General features: G+C 66.2%; 19 protein-coding genes and 1 pseudogene. 8 read left to right on the top strand and 12 right to left on the bottom strand.

The features are described 5' to 3' along the window. Positions 1 to 175: 175 nt before the first annotated feature. From G6N77_RS20105 to G6N77_RS06705, 5 genes and pseudogenes are all read right to left on the bottom strand, one after another. Complete coding sequence (locus G6N77_RS20105) at positions 176 to 310, bottom strand: hypothetical protein (protein WP_276609770.1); 135 nt, start codon at positions 308 to 310, stop codon at positions 176 to 178. An 859-nt stretch (positions 311 to 1169) separates the two neighbouring features. Continuing rightward, the gene (locus tag G6N77_RS06715) at positions 1170 to 2966 is read right to left on the bottom strand and encodes an acyl-CoA dehydrogenase (protein WP_165181252.1); all 1797 of its coding nucleotides are present in this window, start codon (positions 2964 to 2966) and stop codon (positions 1170 to 1172) included. A gap of 102 nt (positions 2967 to 3068) precedes the next feature. After that, entirely contained in the window at positions 3069 to 3296 is a 228-nt protein-coding gene (locus G6N77_RS19785; protein ID WP_240901741.1) for a hypothetical protein, read from the bottom strand. Between the two features lie 54 nt (positions 3297 to 3350). Beyond that, positions 3351 to 3479, bottom strand: a pseudogene (locus G6N77_RS20425) (DUF2510 domain-containing protein); the annotation flags it as partial. Positions 3480 to 3531: 52 nt separating this feature from the next. Next, positions 3532 to 4314 (bottom strand): SDR family oxidoreductase, encoded by a 783-nt coding sequence (locus G6N77_RS06705; RefSeq protein WP_165181250.1) that lies wholly within the window; start codon positions 4312 to 4314, stop codon positions 3532 to 3534. Positions 4315 to 4402: 88 nt separating this feature from the next. Here G6N77_RS06705 and G6N77_RS06700 point away from each other — a divergent pair, with 88 nt between their 5' ends. Continuing rightward, on the top strand, positions 4403 to 5014 hold the full coding sequence (locus G6N77_RS06700; protein WP_165181249.1) for a TetR/AcrR family transcriptional regulator: 612 nt from the start codon (positions 4403 to 4405) through the stop codon (positions 5012 to 5014). Positions 5015 to 5026: 12 nt separating this feature from the next. Here G6N77_RS06700 and G6N77_RS06695 read toward each other — a convergent pair whose 3' ends face one another. Both G6N77_RS06695 and G6N77_RS06690 read right to left on the bottom strand, forming a co-directional pair. Beyond that, positions 5027 to 5356, bottom strand: coding sequence for an ArsR/SmtB family transcription factor (locus G6N77_RS06695; protein ID WP_165181248.1), 330 nt, complete (start codon positions 5354 to 5356; stop codon positions 5027 to 5029). After that, complete coding sequence (locus G6N77_RS06690) at positions 5353 to 5784, bottom strand: SRPBCC domain-containing protein (RefSeq protein WP_165181247.1); 432 nt, start codon at positions 5782 to 5784, stop codon at positions 5353 to 5355. The genes G6N77_RS06695 and G6N77_RS06690 overlap by 4 nt, the downstream gene beginning before the upstream one ends. 140 nt (positions 5785 to 5924) lie before the next feature. On the opposite strand from G6N77_RS06690, the gene G6N77_RS06685 reads away from it, so the two are divergent. Together G6N77_RS06685 and G6N77_RS06680 are read left to right on the top strand one after the other, a co-directional pair. After that, positions 5925 to 6974: an FAD-dependent monooxygenase gene (locus G6N77_RS06685; RefSeq protein WP_165181309.1), complete on the top strand. Its 1050-nt coding sequence runs from the start codon at positions 5925 to 5927 to the stop codon at positions 6972 to 6974. A gap of 252 nt (positions 6975 to 7226) precedes the next feature. Further along, entirely contained in the window at positions 7227 to 8012 is a 786-nt protein-coding gene (locus G6N77_RS06680) for an isocitrate lyase/PEP mutase family protein (RefSeq protein WP_165181246.1), read from the top strand. A 6-nt stretch (positions 8013 to 8018) separates the two neighbouring features. On the opposite strand, the gene crcB is transcribed toward G6N77_RS06680, so the two are convergent. The 4 genes from crcB to G6N77_RS06660 are packed head-to-tail and all read right to left on the bottom strand — an operon-like array spanning position 8019 to position 10089. Continuing rightward, a complete protein-coding gene (gene crcB / locus G6N77_RS06675) occupies positions 8019 to 8393 on the bottom strand; it encodes a fluoride efflux transporter CrcB (RefSeq protein WP_165181245.1) in 375 nt (124 codons plus the stop codon). Then, complete coding sequence (locus G6N77_RS06670; RefSeq protein ID WP_165181244.1) at positions 8390 to 8881, bottom strand: fluoride efflux transporter FluC; 492 nt, start codon at positions 8879 to 8881, stop codon at positions 8390 to 8392. Before G6N77_RS06670 ends, crcB begins: the two co-directional genes overlap by 4 nt. Beyond that, positions 8878 to 9396, bottom strand: a complete 519-nt coding sequence (locus G6N77_RS06665; protein ID WP_165181243.1) for a universal stress protein — start codon at positions 9394 to 9396, stop codon at positions 8878 to 8880. The genes G6N77_RS06670 and G6N77_RS06665 overlap by 4 nt, the downstream gene beginning before the upstream one ends. Further along, positions 9397 to 10089 carry a hypothetical protein gene (locus G6N77_RS06660; RefSeq protein ID WP_165181242.1) on the bottom strand — a complete coding sequence of 231 codons (693 nt, stop codon included), beginning with the start codon at positions 10087 to 10089 and terminating at the stop codon, positions 9397 to 9399. 211 nt (positions 10090 to 10300) lie between these two features. Between G6N77_RS06660 and gcvH the strand changes: the two genes are divergently transcribed. The 5 genes from gcvH (at position 10301) to G6N77_RS06635 (ending at position 13423) form a co-directional block, all read left to right on the top strand. Then, positions 10301 to 10687 (top strand): glycine cleavage system protein GcvH, encoded by a 387-nt coding sequence (gene gcvH, locus G6N77_RS06655; protein ID WP_165181241.1) that lies wholly within the window; start codon positions 10301 to 10303, stop codon positions 10685 to 10687. A 111-nt stretch (positions 10688 to 10798) separates the two neighbouring features. After that, entirely contained in the window at positions 10799 to 11272 is a 474-nt protein-coding gene (locus G6N77_RS06650) for an FHA domain-containing protein (RefSeq protein WP_165181308.1), read from the top strand. A 17-nt stretch (positions 11273 to 11289) separates the two neighbouring features. Then, on the top strand, positions 11290 to 12048 hold the full coding sequence (ftsR, locus tag G6N77_RS06645; RefSeq protein ID WP_165181240.1) for a transcriptional regulator FtsR: 759 nt from the start codon (positions 11290 to 11292) through the stop codon (positions 12046 to 12048). Further along, positions 12045 to 12554: a bifunctional nuclease family protein gene (locus tag G6N77_RS06640; protein WP_165181239.1), complete on the top strand. Its 510-nt coding sequence runs from the start codon at positions 12045 to 12047 to the stop codon at positions 12552 to 12554. The genes ftsR and G6N77_RS06640 overlap by 4 nt, the downstream gene beginning before the upstream one ends. Before the next feature lie 275 nt (positions 12555 to 12829). Next, a complete protein-coding gene (locus G6N77_RS06635; protein ID WP_165181238.1) occupies positions 12830 to 13423 on the top strand; it encodes a MerR family transcriptional regulator in 594 nt (197 codons plus the stop codon). 123 nt (positions 13424 to 13546) lie between these two features. Here the strand turns inward: G6N77_RS06635 and G6N77_RS06630 are convergent, their stop codons facing one another. Next, entirely contained in the window at positions 13547 to 14383 is an 837-nt protein-coding gene (locus G6N77_RS06630) for a ParA family protein (RefSeq protein ID WP_165181237.1), read from the bottom strand. Positions 14384 to 14393 lie beyond the last annotated feature (10 nt).

The following is a 14393-nucleotide window of genomic DNA, read 5'->3' as shown; positions in this document are numbered from 1 at the left end:
AAGACCGTGTGCATGGCCGAGTGGTAACCCATTGTCCGAAGGCGTGCCCGGGGGTATGGTCGGGAATGTTGGGGTTTTGGACCAGGGAATCATACGCACCGTTGCTGACCTCGGAGAACTCACCTCGACACGGCGGCCCCGCCCACCACCTCCGGCGGTGGCCGCCGTCCCTAGGTCAAATGTTGACGAAGACGAGAATAACGACGGCGACCGTGGCCAATGCCAGCAGAATCAAAGCCCTCATGGTCCGCAAGGAGGACCATCCACCGTATCGGTTCGGACCGGATTGCTTGCCGCTGTATTTCTTCATGCCAGCACTCTTCCCAACGCCACAAAATTGAGTGTGCCCCCACCCGTCGGAGTGGGTGAGGGCACGGCGTCCGGAATGTCAAAGGGGTCCGGATGCCTGGTGTGTGCCGCACCAATGGGGTTAGGCGCGACACACGCTGCACGGCACACCAATGGGGGTAGACACGCCATGCAGGATTTGGTGATGAAAGGATCCGTCAACGGAATCACCACCAAAAAGAACATACCCCCGTCAGGCAGTCGCCCATGTCACATTTAAGAATGTGATGTCACATACCGCCGGGTAACAAAAGTCCAATCAAAAGCCAAAGCTATGTCCCTCAAACTACCCACGAGTACAGTCAAAAATGTTGGCCCACTCGACCCGAGCACGGACGCACTACGTCGCCGTTGGGGGCGCCTCGGAGAGTGACCAACAAGCAAGAAGCCGCCCCACGCTGTCGAGCGGGGCGGCTTCAGGTTTGCCCTCCCAAATTGGGGGACTGGGAGGACGGGATAGACGCTACCTGAGAACCAGTTAGGCAAACAACAGGCCAAACCTGGGACGGCAATTCGTCGGAAACCGCCCCTTCCGTCGCAAGGTACATATGGCTGAGCGCTTCGCTAGAACCAATTCGTGTGTGCATCTGTGAGTGCACACTGCCGGAATTCCCAGTATTCTGTGGGGCACTCCCGGCCCCGAATCCGCCGCCGAATTGCCGTGACGGAGCGGCCCGAACATCGGCGGAATCTAGGGGATACGGTGGCCCCATTACTGGGGGTCAAGGGGTCGCAGGTTCAAATCCTGTCAGCCCGACCAGACTAATGAGGCAGTGTCCGCAAGGACACTGCCTCATCTGTTTAAGATGCTTCCATGGAGCCTAGCTCCGCACCTTGCGTGCCGCACCGGAGAGCTGCCCTGCGTCCAGGGCAAACAAGTCCCGGGAACCGGCGGTGGCCGCGCCCAGCAGGCTGGCACACTGGGGCAGCAGCTGTTCGGCGTAAAAGCGCGCCAGCACCAACTGGCTTTCGGCAAGCCCGGCGTCGCCCGTGGCCGGCGCCGCCAGGGCAGCGCGGGCCAGCATCCAGGCCCCCGTGCACAGGCCCCACATGCGCAGGTACGGCGTGGAACCGGACAGGGCCGCGTTGGGGTCGCCAGGGCCGGTGCGCACCATCCAGCGGGTGGCCTCCTCGAGGGCGTCGAACTGCCTGCCCAGTTCCACCCGGATGGGGTCAAACTCGGTGCCGGCGTCCGCCAGCTGCGGTTCAATCTCGCGCATGGTGCCCAGGAACTCCAGCATTGACGAGCCGCCGCGCACGCCCAGCTTCCGGCCCACCAGGTCGGCGGCCTGGATGCCGTTGGTGCCCTCGTAAATTGCGGCGATGCGGATGTCGCGCAGGTGCTGGGCTGCCCCGGTTTCCTCTATAAAGCCCATCCCGCCGTGGATCTGGAGTGCCAGCGAAGTCAGCTCATTGCCCAAGTCGGTGCCGAACGACTTGCAGATGGGGGTGAGTATGCCCACGATCTCGTCGGCGCGGCTTCGAACGGCCGGGTCCGGGTGATGGGTGCTGATGTCCACATAGCTGGCGTCGAGCAGCATGAGGTAGCGCATGGCAGCCACATGGGCGCGCTGGGTCATGAGCATCCGGCGAACGTCGGGGAAATCGATAATGGGGGAGCTGGCGCCGGAAGCACCGGCGGCCAGTCCCTGCCGGCGCTCCTGCGCGTAGGCGAGGGACTGCTGGTAGGCCCGTTCGGCCACGGCCAGGCCCTGCACCCCCACACCCAGCCGGGCGCTGTTCATCATGACAAACATGATGCGCATGCCGTTGTTCTCCTCCCCGATGAGGTAGCCGGTGGCATTTTCGTAGGAAAGCACGCAGGTGGGGGAGGCATGGATGCCCATCTTGTGTTCCAGCGAGACGGTCTCCACCGCGTTTCGCGCGCCCAGGGAGCCGTCGTCGTTGACCAGGAACTTGGGCACGATGAAGCAGGAGATGCCGCGGGTGCCCTCCGGGGCGCCGGGCGTGCGGGCCAGCACCAGGTGCACAATTTGTTCAGCCATGTCGTGGTCGCCGTAGGTGATGAAAATCTTCTGGCCCGTAATGGCATAGCTGCCGTCCCCCTGCCGGACTGCGCGCGTGGTGAGGGCGCCGACGTCGGACCCGGCCTGGGGCTCGGTGAGATTCATGGTGCCGGTCCACTCGCCCGTGACCATCTTGGGCAGGTAGCGTTCCTTGAGTGCGTCGTCGCCATAGTGGAGCAGGGCCTCGATGGCGCCCTGGGTGAGCAGGGGGCACAGCGAGAACGCCATGTTGGCGCTGGTGATGAGCTCCTGGATCACCAGCCCCACCGTGCGCGGGAACCCTCCTCCGCCGTATTCCTCAGGCAGCGGAACCGAGCCCCAGCCTGCCTCCACGTACTGGTGGTACACCTCCTTGAAGCCGTCGGGTGTGAGCACCGTGCCATCGGGCTGGAGCCGGGAACCCTGCGTGTCGCCCGTGCGGTTCGTCGGCGCCACGGCCGCGGCCATGAAGTCACCGCACTGCTCAAGAAGTTCGACGACGGTGTCAAGGTCGGCGTGTTCAAATCCGGGCAGTTTCGCGATGTCCGGGTACCCGACAACGTGCTCCAGGGCGAAGGAAATGTCGGCAAGGGGAGGCTGGTATTGGTCCATAATTGTCAGCGTACCCCGGGGCGGAGCTGCGGGACAGGATTTTGTTACTTGCCGGTAATGTTTCCCGGATCACAGCGTGAAACGGGGGCCAATGGCGGAGCCTTAGTGAAAGTTTGCGTTGGCATACAGCAGCAGTGCCACCATGAAGGCATAGAAGATTCCCGTGCACAATCCAATGATGGCCAGGACGCGGCTGGCCGTGGAATGCACCGGCTTGTGGGTGACTAGGCCGACAATGCAGAAGACGATGGCCGTGCCGGTCAGGACGTAACCGGCATTGGGAATGACGGACAAGGGGAGCGCGGCCGCTGCGGCGATGAAACCGACCATGGCGAACGGATTTGGCTTCCGCGCCTGGCGGGGGAGACCGTAATGCGGCACGCCGGACCACGCGCGGCCGTCCCACCAGCGAAAAAAGCGGGGATCGTGTGCATCCGGGTACCATCCAGGCGCGGGGCCGGCTGGATTCCACGGGGGCGGTTGCGTCAAAGGGCTGCTCCTAGCCGGATTCATGATTGGCCGGTTTGATGAATTGCTTCAGCGACGAGTATTACACGCCGTGTGGTCAGTGCGCCTCCGCCGCCAGCAGTTCCTCCCAGGTCTTGACGCCGGTGGCGTGGTCCGGCGTGAGGATTGCCCCGGCCCGGACGGCGGCGGCTGCCTTTCCCGGCATGCGAAATGGCACAAAGAGGCGGTGCCGGTGCATGGCTGCCAGGTATCCGCGGACCAGCTCGTCGGTGAGGTACGCTATGGGGCCGCCCATTTCCTCAACCAACCCGGCCGGCTCGCCGAGAGCCAGTTCCACGAGCCTGGCTGCCACTTCGTCCACGGCGACCGGCTGGAAACGCGAGCCCGTGGGTGCCGGGATCACCGGCGACTTGGCGAGCTGCCTGGCCACCAGCAACATCGATTCCAGGAACTGGGTGGCCCGCAGGATCGAGTGGGGGACCCCGGATTCTTCCAGCACCTGTTCGGCGGCGCGCTTGGCGGCAAAGTAGCCAAAGGCCATCCGGTCCAGCCTGCCGGTCACAGGTACCCGGTCCGCGCCAACCACCGAAATGTAGACAATGTGGCGTGTTTCGGCTCGCTCTGCGGCGGCAACGAGCGTGCGCGTCATGGCTTCGTCACCCTTGGCGCTGCCGGCGCAATGGACCACGGTCCCCACTCCGGCCAGGGCCGCATCGATGCCGGCACCCGTGGTGAGATCGCCCGGAACCAGCGTGGCGCCGTCGGGCCCGGCCTTGCTGTGCGTCAGGACCCGGACAGGGGCACCCGCCTCGAGCAGCCGGGCCACCACCCGGGCACCGAGCCGCCCCGTGCCGCCCGTGACAAGAATTGGCAATGACATGGCGTTTCCTCCTCGCAGGCCTGCCGGGCCGTCAATGTTAGTGTTTACTAAGCGTAGGTTAGTATTTACTAACAGGGAAGGGGTGGCTGTGAATCCGACGCGTGAGGCAATTCTGGACGGGGCGTTGGCTGTCATGCGGGACAGGGGGCTGGCGCGCACCACCACCAAGGAGATTGCCCGCGCCAGCGGTTGCTCCGAGCCCCTGCTCTACCGCCACTTTGAGGACAAGATTGCACTCTTCCTGGCCGTGCTGGCCGAGCGGCTGCCCCCCGTTCGCGTGCTGGGGGACGGGGCCGCCAGCCTCGCCGGGCACGGCCTGCTGGAGGAAAACCTGCGCCTGGTGGTGGCCGAGCTGACCGTCTTTTACCTGACAGTGCTGCCGATCGGAATGTCCATCTTTTCCGACAACGAACTGCTGGCCCGGCACAGGGATGCCGTCGAGGCACACGGCACCGGACCGGAAATCATCAGCCGGGGAGTTGGAAAATACCTGGCTGATGAACAAGCTGCCGGGCGCATCCGTCCCGGGGCGCCGCTGGATGGCGCAGCGCTGGCGCTGACGGGGGCAGCCATGCATCAGGCATTCCTGTGGAGCTTTCACTCCAGGGCGGGTGAGCCCGGCCCGTCCCGGCAGCGCATCCGCGACGTGGCCGCGGAGGTGGTGGCCGGCGTGCTGCCGTCGCTGCTCCCCGCGGCGTGAGGGAATGGCCGCTCAGCCTTCCCCGGGCGTTTCGGCGGCAGCCTTGACGGCGGCGAGGCGCCGGTCCCAGCCGTCGGCCAGTTCCCTGAGCCATTCCGCTGAGTGGTCCAGCTCGGCCCGCCGCACGGCGTAGAGGACCTCGCGCCCCGAACGACGCGGCTCCAGCAGTCCCGCACCGGACAGCACGCGCAGGTGCCGGTCAACCGCCTGCCGTGACATGGGCAGCGACGGCGCCAGCGCCGACGCCGACGCCGCGCCCCCCCGTGCCAGCATCAGGAGCAGTTGCTGCCGGTGGGGGTCGCCCAGGGCCGCAAACACGGGTGCCGTTGAGGTGGTGTTCATGGCTGCAGCGCCCATTTCAGGGCTGCCTCCAGTTCAATCCGCCAACCTTCCGTGTTTCCTTCAAACTGCCTGCGCCGCTCTTCCGCACTGACCCCCAGCGAATCGAAGCCGCTCTCCACGACTTGCAACACCACGCCGGAACCGGCGTCCTCGATCCGGAATTCAACCAAGGTGGTGGGGACGTCGTCACCGTCCCCCAGCCAGCGGAAGGCGGCATAGCGCGGCGCATCCAAGGCAACTGTCTTGATGCGGAAGGTGCCGTGAACAGGGTGGGTGACGACGTTGATGTCACTGCCTTCATCGAAGCCGCGGTCCTCCACCGTGCCGTCGTTGATCCACCACCCGGGGCGGCGGATGAGCTCCCACACCCTATCCGCGCTGGCGTCGATGCTGATTTCGCGTGCAATCCGGTCCGTGCTCGTTTCCATGATGATCTCCCTTGACGTTGATCTGCAAACAAAGTCTTGCACCTCGCTTAAAGTAGTGCAACATTTTTGTTGCAATTGGACCGTCGCCGCCTTCGGGCCGGCGCTCGAATTGGTGCCTTGCCGGGCGTAGGCTCGGAGGCATGAGAGGACGAGCAACGATCATCGGGGCCGGCGTCGCGGGGCTGGCCACTGCCCGGGCACTGGCCCTTGAGGGTTGGGACGTGGACGTGCGGGAAAGTGCCCCGGCGCTGCCCGGCACAGGCACCGTGCTGGGCCTGTGGCCCGCCGCGCTTGAGGCCCTGGAAGCCATCGGGGCGGGCCCGGCCGTGCGTGGCAGCGGCGTGCGGGTGGAAGCAGCGGCCACCACGGGGCTGCGGACCCCTGCCGGCAAAACGCTCATCGCCACCAACGGCGGCGGCAAGCTGCTGCTGATTCGCCGCCCGCTCCTCCTGGAAATACTGGCCGACGGCGTAGACGTCACCTTTGGGGCCGAAGTGGCTGGACCGCGCGCCGTTGACGGTGCCGATGTGGTGATTGGCGCCGACGGCACCAACAGCCGCACCCGATTGGCGGTTTTTGGCGGGCAGTATGCTGCCCGGTCCCTGGGGGCTGTGGCGTGGCGCGGCACGGTTGAGGGTGCGGCCCGGAGCCACGGGGAAACGTGGGCGCCGGGAGCATTGTTCGGCATCTCGCCCGCAGGGCCCGACGCCACCAACTGGTATGCCTGCCTCAGCGCCGGCCAGCCGTTCGATCCGCCCCACCTGCAGCATCTGCGCGATGTATTTGGCTCGTGGCGGACGGGACCGGCCGAGGTGCTGAAGAGGGTCACCGAGGCCGGCATCCTCCACCACGAACTGTTGGAGGTGCCCCGGCTGCCTTCCTACTCCTGCGGCCGGGTGGTCCTGGTGGGGGACGCAGCCCATTCCATGGCCCCGTTTCTTGGACGTGGGGCCTGCGAGGCCCTGGTGGATGGGGTCGCGTTGGGCCGGAGCCTGGGTGCATCCGCTTCCGTGGCCGACGGGCTGGCCGGTTACGACCGGGCACGGCGGGCGCGGACCCAGCGCCTAGTGGGCATCTCCCGGCTGGTGGGCCGGACCGCCATGATGCCGCGGGGCTTCCGCGAGCGCAATGCCGTTTTGCAGGCAGCCGGCGCCGTCATGGGAGCGGCGGGCTCCCTGAAGCGCCGCTGACTTCCGGTGCGGCCAGGACGCCCGATGCAGGCCTTTGGCAGGCAGGGCGGTAGTGTTCTTGGTAGCCACTGCGCTTTTCTCAAAGTCAGCCGCGGTCAGGCCTGTACAGCGATTCGCCGTCTCTGTGCGGGCCGACTTACTTTAACGGTGAGTGTCACATGCTGGCGCACGTTCCGGGCTGCGCGCTGACCGGCTGCCGCGTAATCTGGAAGGGAAGCTTTCTCTTCGCTCGGCACGGGATGGGAATGAATTATGGCCACGTTCACGGACCTTCACCACGGGGCGGCGCCGGTGCTGCTGCCCAATGCCTGGGACCTTGGCTCCGCACTCGCCTTTGCCGAAGCAGGTTTCGCTGCCGTGGGGACCACCAGCTTTGGCATCGCCGCCAGCTCCGGCCGGCCCGACGGCGGCCGGTCCAGCAAGGGAGCCACCCTTGCCCTTGCCGCTGAGTTGTGCCGCCTTCCCGTGTTCATCACTGCGGACATTGAGGACGGCTATTCCGACAACCCCGCCGAAGTGGCAGGTTTTGTGGCCGAATTGGACGCCCTGGGCGTTGCCGGGATCAACCTGGAGGACAGCACTGACGGGCACTTGGTCCCGCCCGCGCCGGCGGCGTCCAAGATTGCTGCCGTCAAGCGGGGGACCCCCGCTGTCTTCATCAACGCCCGGGTGGACAACTTGTGGTTCAACGAACAGGCCACGATTGACGCCGTCCTGCTTCGTGCACGGGCTTACACCGACGCCGGGGCAGACGGAATATTTGTCCCCGGTCTTGCCGCCCCTGACGACATCAGGCGCGTCACGGCTGGGATCGGCATCCCTGTCAACGTTTTGGCGCATCCCAACCTGACGGTTGCCGAGTTGGGGGAGTTGGGGGTGCGGCGGGTGAGCTCCGGCTCGCTGCCTTACCGCGCTGCGCTGGATGCTGCCGTCAATATTGCCAACTGCCTGCGTGGGGGCAAGGCGGTTCCGGCGGCGACTCCGTACTGGGACCTGCAGGCCCGCCTGGCCCGGTTCAGCGACGGCGCCGGCGGCTGAATCCGGTTAGCTGGAACCGGCCCAGTAGCCCAGGGCTGCGGCGGCCACGCACGCCACGATCGTGCCTAGGCCGCTGGCCAGGGAGGCGACCCACCGGCGTTCGGCCAGCAGCCGGACGGTTTCGTAGCTGGCGGTGCTGAAAGTTGTGTATCCGCCCAGGAATCCTGTGCCGAGAATTAGGCTCCACTGCGTGGGGAGAACTGATGCGCCCGCCAGCGCGGTCAGCAGGCCCAGCAGCAGCGAGCCGGAGACATTGATGGCAAACGTGGCCCACGGAAAGACAGTCCTGAACCGGCTGCGGACCAGCCCGTCCACGAGAAACCGGGCCGCTGCGCCAATCCCGCCGGCAACGGAGAGCGCCACAAATACCAACGGCGTCATGCGCCGGCACTTTCCGGTGTTCCGGCCCCGGGAGCATTGACAGCGTGCGGGCGGAAAAGCGTGCCGAGCAGAATTCCGCCCCAGGTGGCCAGTGCGCCTACGAAAACTGTGCCGAGCGCCCAGCCCCAGGCCCACCACCACCCCGGGGAACCGGCGCCAGGGCCCATGCCGCCCGCGCCGATCCCCCCAAGCGCCAGCGTGCCGGCGGCCAAGGTGCTGTAGGTGGTGAAGCCGCCACAAAATCCCGTGCCCAGCAGCAGCCGCAGCGACGTCGCGCGGGCGTGGCCCGTTCGGGTCAGCCCTTCATACATGAAACCCAGCAGAAAGGCGCCGGACACGTTGGCGGCAAGCACGGCCCAGGGGAGCGGGCCGGTGCCCGCCATGAGCAGGATCAGCCCCTCCCTGGCCGCAGCGCCGGCCATGCCGCCCACGGCCACGAGTCCCAGCGACCTTGGGCGCAGGAATGCCGGCAAGGGCGCTGCCCTCATGGACGTCCGGCCGTGTGGCGGACAGCCTGCACAGGGTGCCCGTGGTGGGTTGGCACCACCAGGACAGGGCGCAGCTGGCGGCGGGCCAGCCGCGTGGCAACCGAGTGGGCAAAGACTTCGCGCAAGGTGGTCCGGGCGTCGCCGTGTGTCCCGACCACAATCATGGCGGCATCAAGGGTGTCGGCGCAGTGGGCGAGGGCGTCCGCCACGTCCCCGGCCAGCAACACGGGCCGCCAGGCGGTCCCGAGGGGACTGAGCTGGCCGGCCAGCGCGGCGGCGAGGCCGGACGGGAAGGAGGCATCGGCGTCGTCCTCAAAATCGGGGTCGAGCGGGGCAGAGTCCATGGTGCCGTCAGGCGACTCGGCAAGCGGGTACCTGCCCGGGTTCACATAGGCGCACACCAGCTCGCCGTGGAGGGCGGCCGCCAGGACTGCCCCTTCCTGTGCCACGGCGGGGGACTGGCCGGGATAGACGCCGGCCACAATCCGGACCGGGGCGGACTGCTGCGGTTCCATTTAGGCCCCCGTAGTCCCGCCGGTTCCCCGGCGGTTGCTGCGCTCCGCTTCCCGGGCCGCCTTGTCGGCTGCCCGGGCGGCATCCTTGGCCGCACGGGCCTTTTTGGCCTCGTTCTCCCGCACCAGTTTTTCCGCGGCCTTCACCTGCCGGATCTTCCGTCCCCGGCGGAGCCACAGTCGGCCCAGCACAATGACGGCCACGGCGCACAGCACGCCCACCACCATGAACGACTGGCTCCAGGCGCCGAACCAGTTGGCCCCGCCGGTGTTCCAGATGGACAGTGCGTTCCTGGCCGAGCCGGTGGTGCCATGCAGTACGCCCAGGGTCAGCAGGTTGGGGATCGCCAGCAGCACGGCCAGCACCAGGATGCCCACGCGAACCCACTTGTTCAGCTTGCGGCGGTGGGCCTGCCACGCCACCAGCACGGGCACAAAGGAAAAGGTGAAGCCGTAGAACATGCCAAGCGGAATGCTGTTGCCCAGCTGCGGGCCCACCTGGTTCTTGATGGAATTGGCCCAGGTCAGCGGAACCGTGGCGGAGGCGATGAGGTAGGCAATGAACAGCACCGCGGCGGCCGCCACGCCCAGGATGGTCCGCAGCAGCCAGACGGGCATCCGGCGCCGGCCTGCCCGGCCACCCGCGGGAGGCGGCTGCGGGGCGTTTTCCGGACTGTGTGCTCGGGATTCAGTCATGGAAGCATCATGTCATTACAGCCGTGAAGTGTGTTAGTACAAACGCCGAAATGCTCCAATTTCGGCTCGAATCCACCTTCGACTTGTCAAGAACGCCCACACACTAAAGACTGGACATGGCCAGTGGGCAGAACACCCGCAGACCGTTCCCTCTTTTGCTGTCAACTTCACATTCCACGCCCCCGCGTTGAACCCTGAAAGGTGCGCTTCCATGAGCAACATTCCCGCAGAACTGTCCTACACTGCAGAACACGAATGGGTTTCCGCCCCCAATGCCGACGGCGTGGTCCGTGTTGGCATCACCGACTTTGCGCAGGACGCCCTCGGCGATGTGGTTTACGTCCAGGTCCCTGACCTGGACACTGAAGTCAACGCCAACACTGTGGTTGGCGAAGTGGAGTCCACCAAGAGCGTCAGCGACATCTACGCGCCGCTGACAGGACGCGTCAGCGCCCGAAACGAGACCCTTGACACGGATCCGGCCTTGATCAACTCCGATCCCTACGGTGCCGGCTGGCTCGTGGAGATCACCCTTGCCGACGCTTCCAGCTACGCCTCCCTGCTCAGCGCCGCGGACTACCAGGAAAAGGTAGGCTAGAGTCCAGGCCAAAGGGCTTTGGTCACAGCTCAAGTTCAGCTGCGGCCGCTACGTTTTGACTACGCAATTGACGTCTACATGGATTTAAAAGGAGGAGTACCAATGGTTGACATGGGTAACGACGCCGGGGTGAATGAGCGGGCGGAATCCCAGGATCAGCCCGGCACTTCGGACACCACGTCCATCCAGCTGCCTCCCGTGCGGCACCTTCCCGCCTCGCGGCCTGCCCTGGCCGCCGACGAGCAAAACGCCGTGAACTCGCTGCCGGCAGGTTCAGCCCTGCTCATTGCCCACGCCGGACCCAACGCCGGCGCCCGCTTCCTGCTGGACAGCAACGTCACCACGGTGGGGCGCCACCCCGACGCCGACATCTTCCTTGATGACGTGACGGTCTCGCGCCGCCACGTGCAGTTCCTGAAGGTGGCGGTCGGTTTTGAAATCACCGACTCCGGCAGCCTGAACGGCACATACGTCAACGGGGACCGCGTGGACTCGGTGGTGCTGCGCACTGGGGATGAGGTGCAGATCGGAAAGTTCCGCCTCACGTACTACTTCAGTTCCGCAGACGCCGCCTCGAATTCCTGAGGCCGCCGGTGGGAACCATGAACCACAGCACCGGGCGCCGGCTGGTGGATGTGCAGTCCGCCGGCCGGCACCCCGGCGCGGCCGTCATCTTCAACATCGGCGAGGTCCTGGCCCAGCTCGGCGACGACTTTCCCACGGTGACGGCCTCCAAGATCCGCTTCTATGAGGAAAAGGGGCTGATCAGCCCCCAGCGCACACCTGCCGGCTACCGCCAGTTCCGTGATGCCGACGTCGAGCGCCTCCGCTTTGTCCTGGCGCTCCAGCGCGACCACTACCTTCCCCTGAAGGTGATCAGGGAGTACCTGGACGCCATCGACCAGGGCCAGACACCGCAAAACCTGCCCCCGGGCGTCTCCATCGCCCCCCGGATGGTCTCCGACGGGCTGGCCGTGGAAATGCGGGGCCGCTCCCGCCGCCTGACCCCCGACCAGCTGCGCGCCGAATGCGGGGCCAGCGCCGAGCTGCTCGAATCCATGGTCAGCTACGGGCTGGTGCACCAGTCCGGCGGCTACTTTGACGACCATTCCCTGCGCGTGGCCAAGGCCTGCACCGACCTCGCCGCCCACGGCCTGGAACCGCGGCACCTGCGCCCATTCCAGGCGGCGGCGGACCGGGAATTCGGGCTCGTCGAAAGGGCCGTTTCACCGATGTCCTCACGAAAGGACAGCACCTCGGCAGCCCGCGCCGCCGAGGCTGCCCGGGAGATCGCCGAGCTCTGCCTGGCGCTCCACAGCGCGCTGATCCAGGCGCGCATATCAGGAATGGAGACCCCATGATCCAGGTTGAGATTGTCGGGGTGCGCATTGAGATGCCGTCAAACCAGCCGTTGGTGCTGCTGAAGGAGCGTCTCGGGGAACGCCACATCCCCATCTGGATCGGCGCGTCGGAAGCCACCGCCATCGCGCTGGCTGAACAGGGCGTGGTGCCGCCGCGCCCGCTCACCCATGACCTGCTGTGCGGTGTGGTGCTGGCCCTGGGGCACAGGATTGTCCGTGCCAACCTGACAAAGGTGGAGGACGGGGTGTTTTATGCCGAGCTGGTGTTCGACGACGGCACCACGGTGGGTTCCCGGGCTTCCGATGCCATCGCCGTTGCACAGCGGGCCGACTGCGGCATTTGGGCCTCCGAGGCATTAGTGGAGGAGGCGGGGGTCATCATTGTGGACCACGACGACGACGCCACCACCGTCGCAGTGGACGAGGACGTTGAAGCCAAGGAACGCGAAGTCCGCCAGTTCCGGGAATTCCTCAACGGCGTCGAGCCCGAGGACTTTGACAAGTAGGCCGTGGCGGCAGAATTCCGGCTCCTCCGGGCGTTCAGTGGGGCTTCCTAACCTTAAACCTGAGCGTTAAACTTTCGACACGACAAAATTGTTATTCAAGCATCTTTGACCTTGGTGCCCGGCCACTCTAACGTCGGAGTTATCAGTTCCCCATTGCAAGCCGTGACCTCTGAGGCCACACTGGAGGTGAGGGCCACGCGCCCGCGCTTTCTGTGTTGCCGCCAGTTGCTGGCGGCCGACATTCCGTTCAGGGGACTTTGAACAGGAGGATCCACGTGAGTCCGAAGAGTGACGCCGGCGAGCTCAAGGCTGCCGAAGTCCGGGGCGCCGCCCTTTCGGCCGGTGCGCAGGGGCTGTTATTCACCGAGGATTTGCCGGTTCTTGACGAGGACGCCGGCTACCGTGGGCCAACTGCCTGCAAAGCGGCCGGGATCACCTACCGCCAGCTCGACTACTGGGCCCGCACGGGGCTCGTGGAGCCCGCCGTGCGCGGTGCCGCCGGTTCGGGTTCACAACGGCTCTACGGCTTCCGGGACATCCTGGTCCTCAAAGTGGTCAAGCGACTCCTGGACACCGGCGTGTCCCTCCAGCAAATCCGCCAGGCAGTGGACCACCTGCGTGAGCGCGGGGTCGAGGACCTGGCACAGATCACGCTCATGAGCGACGGCGCCTCCGTCTATGAATGCACCTCCGCCGACGAGGTTATCGACCTGGTCCAGGGCGGGCAGGGTGTCTTTGGCATCGCCGTGGGCCGGGTGTGGCGCGAAGTCGAGGGCAGCCTCGCCTCCCTCCCCAGCGAGCACGCCGCCGTGCAGACTTTCCCCGACGACGAGCTAAGCAAGCGCCGCGCCGTCCGAAAGATTTCCTGACACCTGCGTCTACCCCGGTGGCCGGGCAGCGAGCCCTGCGAGCGTCCATCCCGGTGGTCGAGCAGCGAGCCCTGCGAGCGCGTCGAGACCAAAGATTTCGACAGGCTCAATCACCGGGGCGGCTCAGCCGCGGTACAGGCGGCTGCGCGTGGCGCTTTGGGTCAACACCGAGTCCAGCAGCCTGTCGAACAGCGCCGAGGCGTTCTTCGCCGAGTCGCCGGGCCACTGGTGGATGGGATGGGCGGCACCCTGGATCTGCTGCCAATTGGCCTGCTCAGGGATGGTGGGGGAGAGCAGCAGCTCGCCAAACATCGTCTTCATTTCCGCCAGCCTGTACGTGTGCTCATTGGAGCCGCTGCGGACACGGTTCGCCACTATGCCCGCCGGGACAAGGGCGGGCGCAAACTCTGCCTTGAACAGCTCAATGGCGCGTAATGTGCGCTGCGTGCCGGCCACGGAAAACAACCCGGGTTCGGCCACCAGCAGCACGCGGCTGCTGGCTGTCCATGCCATGCGGGTCAGCCCGTTCAGGGACGGCGGGCAGTCGATCAGCACCAGCTGGTACGGGGCGGAGCCGTCGCGGTCGGCGTTGGCCAGCACCGTGGAAAGCCGCCGGAGGTCGCGCCTGCCCAGATCGGGGCGGTCGTAAATCCCGCTGAACGCCGAACCCATGGCGACGTCGAGCGTGGGGAGGGGGCCGGCGTCGTGCTTGTGGGCGGCCAGCCAGCCGCTGGGCACCACATTGGCGGCCAGGTCTGCCTTGCGGGCGCCCTTGACCATCCTGCCAATGTCCAGCTGGCCTGAAGGATGCACGCCCAGCCCGGTGGTGGCGTCCGCATGGGGGTCAAGGTCGATCACGAGGGTGGGGATGCCGGCGGCCAGTGCTGCCGAGGCCAGGCCGAGCGTGACGGAGGTCTTGCCGACGCCGCCCTTGAGGCTGCTGATGCTCACTACTTGCACGGATAAACCA

This window comes from Arthrobacter silviterrae (genome assembly GCF_011045165.1).
Classification (GTDB): Bacteria; Actinomycetota; Actinomycetes; order Actinomycetales; family Micrococcaceae; genus Specibacter; species Specibacter silviterrae.
This window is presented reverse-complemented; position numbering and strand designations above follow the sequence as displayed.

What these genes read in the sequence shown, in the direction of transcription:
- G6N77_RS06650 (WP_165181308.1), top strand. Translation starts at nt 10,799, where the DNA reads ATGGGTAACGACGCCGGGGTGAATGAGCGGGCGGAATCCCAGGATCAG.
- G6N77_RS06690 (WP_165181247.1), bottom strand. Translation starts at nt 5,784, where the DNA reads ATGGAAACGAGCACGGACCGGATTGCACGCGAAATCAGCATCGACGCC.
- G6N77_RS06670 (WP_165181244.1), bottom strand. Translation starts at nt 8,881, where the DNA reads ATGAGGGCAGCGCCCTTGCCGGCATTCCTGCGCCCAAGGTCGCTGGGA.
- G6N77_RS06695 (WP_165181248.1), bottom strand. Translation starts at nt 5,356, where the DNA reads ATGAACACCACCTCAACGGCACCCGTGTTTGCGGCCCTGGGCGACCCC.
- gcvH (WP_165181241.1), top strand. Translation starts at nt 10,301, where the DNA reads ATGAGCAACATTCCCGCAGAACTGTCCTACACTGCAGAACACGAATGG.
- G6N77_RS06680 (WP_165181246.1), top strand. Translation starts at nt 7,227, where the DNA reads ATGGCCACGTTCACGGACCTTCACCACGGGGCGGCGCCGGTGCTGCTG.
- G6N77_RS19785 (WP_240901741.1), bottom strand. Translation starts at nt 3,296, where the DNA reads ATGGTCGGTTTCATCGCCGCAGCGGCCGCGCTCCCCTTGTCCGTCATT.
- crcB (WP_165181245.1), bottom strand. Translation starts at nt 8,393, where the DNA reads ATGACGCCGTTGGTATTTGTGGCGCTCTCCGTTGCCGGCGGGATTGGC.
- G6N77_RS06685 (WP_165181309.1), top strand. Translation starts at nt 5,925, where the DNA reads ATGAGAGGACGAGCAACGATCATCGGGGCCGGCGTCGCGGGGCTGGCC.
- G6N77_RS06715 (WP_165181252.1), bottom strand. Translation starts at nt 2,966, where the DNA reads ATGGACCAATACCAGCCTCCCCTTGCCGACATTTCCTTCGCCCTGGAG.
- ftsR (WP_165181240.1), top strand. Translation starts at nt 11,290, where the DNA reads ATGAACCACAGCACCGGGCGCCGGCTGGTGGATGTGCAGTCCGCCGGC.
- G6N77_RS06640 (WP_165181239.1), top strand. Translation starts at nt 12,045, where the DNA reads ATGATCCAGGTTGAGATTGTCGGGGTGCGCATTGAGATGCCGTCAAAC.
- G6N77_RS20105 (WP_276609770.1), bottom strand. Translation starts at nt 310, where the DNA reads ATGAAGAAATACAGCGGCAAGCAATCCGGTCCGAACCGATACGGTGGA.
- G6N77_RS06660 (WP_165181242.1), bottom strand. Translation starts at nt 10,089, where the DNA reads ATGACTGAATCCCGAGCACACAGTCCGGAAAACGCCCCGCAGCCGCCT.
- G6N77_RS06665 (WP_165181243.1), bottom strand. Translation starts at nt 9,396, where the DNA reads ATGGAACCGCAGCAGTCCGCCCCGGTCCGGATTGTGGCCGGCGTCTAT.
- G6N77_RS06705 (WP_165181250.1), bottom strand. Translation starts at nt 4,314, where the DNA reads ATGTCATTGCCAATTCTTGTCACGGGCGGCACGGGGCGGCTCGGTGCC.